Source organism: Streptomyces nanshensis (assembly GCF_001751255.1).
In the GTDB taxonomy this organism is placed as follows: Bacteria; Actinomycetota; Actinomycetes; order Streptomycetales; family Streptomycetaceae; genus Streptomyces; species Streptomyces nanshensis_A.
Genome location: NZ_LJGW01000288.1, coordinates 1 through 4,476, shown reverse-complemented (window position 1 = coordinate 4,476; position 4,476 = coordinate 1). Strand labels below are relative to the sequence as shown.

3 protein-coding genes and 1 pseudogene are annotated in these 4,476 nt (G+C 73.6%); all 4 read left to right on the top strand.

The features are described from left to right. Positions 1-154: 154 nt before the first annotated feature. The gene (gene pdxA / locus AN218_RS16865) at positions 155-1,186 is read left to right on the top strand and encodes a 4-hydroxythreonine-4-phosphate dehydrogenase PdxA (protein ID WP_070017713.1); all 1,032 of its coding nucleotides are present in this window, start codon (positions 155-157) and stop codon (positions 1,184-1,186) included. Positions 1,187-1,433: 247 nt separating this feature from the next. After that, positions 1,434-2,765 (top strand): MFS transporter, encoded by a 1,332-nt coding sequence (locus AN218_RS16860; RefSeq protein ID WP_244900493.1) that lies wholly within the window; start codon positions 1,434-1,436, stop codon positions 2,763-2,765. Further along, entirely contained in the window at positions 2,762-3,550 is a 789-nt protein-coding gene (locus tag AN218_RS16855) for a DeoR/GlpR family DNA-binding transcription regulator (protein WP_070017712.1), read from the top strand. The genes AN218_RS16860 and AN218_RS16855 overlap by 4 nt, the downstream gene beginning before the upstream one ends. Before the next feature lie 209 nt (positions 3,551-3,759). After that, positions 3,760-4,476: pseudogene (locus AN218_RS16850) on the top strand (serine protease); the annotation flags it as partial.

Genomic DNA, 4,476 nt, shown 5'->3' with positions numbered 1-4,476 from the left:
CGGCGGCCCCTGCCCCGGGAACCGGGGACGCGCGCGGGACGGCGGCGGACGGGTACGGATCCGACGGCGCCGCCCCCGGGAGATCCGCCGGCGACGCCTCCGGGCGCGCGAGAGCGCCCGCTGCCAACCACCGCCCAGCAGAAGGGGTTTCCCCATGACCAGCAGCCGCCTTCCCACCCTCGCCGTCACCCTCGGGGACCCGGCGGGCATCGGGCCGGAGATCACCGCCCGTACGCTCGCCGACCCGCGGACCGCCGCGCTCGGGCGCGGCATCGCCGTGGGCGACGCCGCCGTGCTGCGGCGCGCGGTACGGGTGTGCGGACTGGACGTCGGGGTGAACGCCGTCGGCTCGGTCGGCGAGGCCCGCTTCGCGCCCGGCACGATCGACGTCCTCGACCTGGGCGTCGCGGGCGACGACCTGGAGTGGGGACAGGTCAGCGCCGTCGCGGGACGCTCCGCCGTCGCCGCGATCGAGGCGGCGACGAGCGCGGCGATGGCGGGCGAGATCGACGGCGTCGTCACCGCGCCCATCAACAAGGAGGCGGTCTGGGCGGCCGGTGCCGAGCACCTCGGGCACACGGAGATGCTCGGCGAACTCACGGGCGCCGCCCACTTCGACACGATGTTCGTCGTCCGCGGGCTGAAGATCTTCTTCACGACGCGGCATGTGTCCCTGCGCAAGGCCCTCGACCAGATCGACGAGGAGCGCGTGGCCGCCGGCATCCGCCATGCGGTGACCGCGCTGTGGGTCTTCGGGCACGACGAGCCGCGTCTCGGCGTCGCCGCGATCAATCCGCACGGCGGCGAGAACGGCCACTTCGGGGACGAGGAGATCACCGCGCTGCGTCCCGCCGTGGAGAAGACCGCGTCCGAGGGGCTCGACGTCGTCGGGCCGATCCCGGCGGACTCCGTCTTCCACCAGGGACTCCAGGGGCGCTACGACGGCGTGCTCTCGCACTTCCACGACCAGGGCCATATCCCCGCCAAGACCGTCGACTTCGACGGGACGGTCTCCGTGACCGTCGGCCTGCCCATTCTCCGTACGTCCGTGGACCACGGGACGGCCTTCGACATCGCGGGCACGGGCGAGGCCTCGCCCGCGACGATGGCCGCCGCGTTCCGTGCCGGGGCCGAGTTCAGCGGTTCGGCAGGGCGCATCCGTGCCACGTACGGGCGCGGGGCCTGAGCGGCTCGCTGCCCCGCCGCCGTGCCGTCCCGCCGTCGTCCCCTCCGTCCAGCCCCGTAACGACCGGCAACCGCCGGACCCAGCAACGCAGTTGGAGCCGCACATGACATCCGCCACGCCCCCGAGCGGACCAGGAGCAGAGCCAGGACCAGAGCCAGGACCAGGAACGGGAACGCCACCCGGACCGGGCGCGGAGCCGGGCGCCGGACCGGAGCCGGGCGGCACCGGGGCCGAAGCCGGGACGCCGGTGCCCGCGAAGCGCTGGACGTACGTCATCCCCGTCGCGGTGGTGATGTACATGCTGGCGTTCCTGGACCGCAGCAACGTCTCCGTCGTCCTGCCCTACATGGACGGCGACCTGTCCCTTTCCGCCGCCGACGAGGGCATGGTCACCGGCGTCTTCTTCCTCGGCTACGTCTTCCTGCAGATCCCCGGCGCGATCCTCGCGCAGCGCTGGAGCGCCCGTAAGACCGTGGTGATCCTCATGACGGCGTGGGGCGTCGCGGCGATGGCCTGCGGACTCGTGCAGACCAAGGAGCAGTTCTACGTCGCGCGGTTCGTGCTCGGCCTCTTCGAGGGCGGTGTGTGGCCCGCGGTGCTGATCCTGCTCGCGTCCTGGTTCCCGCTGCGCGAGCGCGCACGGGCCAACGCCCTGTGGATGGCCTGTCTGCCGATCTCGTCGATCATCATGGCCCCGCTCTCCGGGCTGATGCTGGACCACACCGACTGGCGCTGGGTGCTGGTGCTCCAGGGCTTCCCGCCGCTGGTGTGGGCGGTGGTCTGGTGGTTCGCGGTGGCCGACCGCCCCTCGCAGGCACGCTGGATCTCCCGCAGCGAGGCGGAGTACGTCGAGAACGCGCTCGCGGCGGACGAGGCGGCCAAGCCCGCCTCCGGCTCGGGCTCCTATCTTGACGCCGTACGGCAGAAGCCCGTCCTCGTCCTCATCGGCGTCTACTTCTTCTGGATCACCGGCTTCTACGGCTTCACGCTGTGGCTGCCGTCCGTCGTCAAGACCCTGACCCACGACGGCTCTTCGACCGAGGTGGGGCTGCTCAGCGCGATCCCCTTCACGGTGGCGCTGGTCGTGATGGTCGCCAACGCGGCGTGGTCGGACCGTACCGGGAAGCGGCGGCAGGCCGTCGCCGTCCCGCTCGTCGTGGCGATCGCGGCGCTGCTGCTCGGACAGGTCGTACAGGGCGGCGTGCTCGCGATGGTGCTGCTGTGTGTGACGGCCGGTGCGGTGTACGCGCCGTACGGGCCCTTCTGGGCGATACCGGGCGGCGTGCTGCGGATGGAGGTGGTGGCCGTCGCGATGGGCCTCATCAACGCCCTGGGGAATCTGGGCGGTTACGTCGGCCCCTACCTGGTGGGCTGGCTGACGGACGCCACCGGAACGAGTGTCACCGGGTTCGGGGTGCTCGCGGGGTTCCTCGCGGTGGCGGTGGTGCTGGTGCTGACGGGGCTGCGGTCCGTCGGCGGGACCGCGGCCGGGGGCGGTGCGGCCGGGACCGGTGCGTCGGCCGTGTCTGAGGCCGGGCAGGGTACCGGGGCCGAGTCCCGTACGGGGCAGGGGAGTTGAGCACTCCGCGCGCCCGCGCACCTCGCCGGGGCACCGAGAAGAGACGCGACGACATCCTGCGGGAGGTGCTCGCGGGCAACGGCGACATAGCCCGACTCGCCGCCCGCTTCGGCATCTCCGTCTCCACCGTGCGGCGCGATCTCCAGCAACTCGCGGGGGACGGGCATGTCCACCGCACGTACGGCGGCGCCGTCGCGGGCGGCCACACCGCCGAACGCACCCTGGACGAGAAGGAGTCCGGCAGCCGGGCGCAGAAGGAGGCCATCGCACGGGCGGCGGCCGGGCGGGTCGCCGACGGAGACGTGGTATTGATCGACGCCGGTACGACGACGGGGCGGCTCGCGCGGGCACTGGCGGCGCGCAGCGGGATCACCGTCGTCACCAACTCGACCATCGCGCTGCGGCATCTCGCCGAGGCGCACGGCGTCGAACTCGTCGTCCTCGGCGGGCGGGTACGCCGTCCCAACGGCGCGATCCTCGGCCCGGAAGGCGAGGAGACGCTGCGGCGCCTCACGCCCGACCTGGTCTTCCTCGGCGCGGACGGACTGCATCCGCGCGACGGGCTCTGCTGCCCCAGCCTCGAACAGGCCCATGCGAAGGAGCTGATGGCCGCGCGCGGCCGCGAGGTGTTCGTGCTGGCGGACGCGTCCAAGCTGGGCGCGGGCCCGTTCCCGTACCACGCGCGGCCTGCCGGCCCGTGGACGCTCGTCACGGACGAGGGGGCCGAACCGGAGACGGTGCGGGAGTTCGCGGCGACGGGGGAGTGCGAGGTGATGACGGCGTAGCGGCGCGTTCCGCGTTGCCCGCGTTGCCGCGTTCCGCGTTGCCGCGTTCCGCGTGGTGGGGCTGCCCGCGCGTTCACTCCATCGGTCGGCGCGTGGGGTGAGCCGAGGGCGCGGGCGGGGGCGCTTTTCCGGAAGGTGCTGTCGCGGCTGATCAACTTCCGCCTACCGTCGGGGCGTTCGGTCGTCCGAGGTGAACGGTGCGGTGCGTGATGGGAGCGGTGCTCGCGAAGGGGCAGGCGCTGGTGCGGATCTGCGATCCGGAGGGCCGCATGCGCGGGACGGGCTTCGTCGCCGACGGCGCCGGGACCGTGGTCACCGGACATGCCGCCGTACACGGGCTGCGCCGCGTCGTCGTCCACGCGCCCGGCGGACGCAGCCACACCGCGGACGCGAGCGGCATCACGCCCCTCCCCGAGTGGGACCTCGCCCTGATCCGTACCGACGGGCTCGACGTCGCCCCGCTCCTCATCGGCGCGGAACCGTCCGCTTCCCGGCGTACCCCGGTGCTTCTGCACGCGGCGGACGGCGCGGGTGCCGGGACCGAGGCGGCGGAGTTGTCCGGCAGTCCCGTCACCGTCGTACGGAGTGCGGCGGGCCGCTGCCACGACGTCGAAGGGGTCCTCGAACTGACGCTGCCCGACGGCGCGTTGGCGGCGGACGGGCAGGAGAGGGCGGACGGCAGCGGTGTACGGATTCCGGGCGCACCCGTGCTCGACGCGCGGACGGGTGCGGTGCTCGCCGTGCTGGGGACCGCGCTGCACGCCCCGGACGCCGTGCCGCGCACCGCGTACGCCGTGCCGCTGCGTACGGCCGGACGCTGGGAGCCGGAGGGGCCGTTGGGGCTGCTGGTCGCGCGGAACGGTGCGACCGTTCCCGGCTTCGGCGCGGACCTCAACCTCGCGGGGGCGGTGCGGCTGACGGCCGCG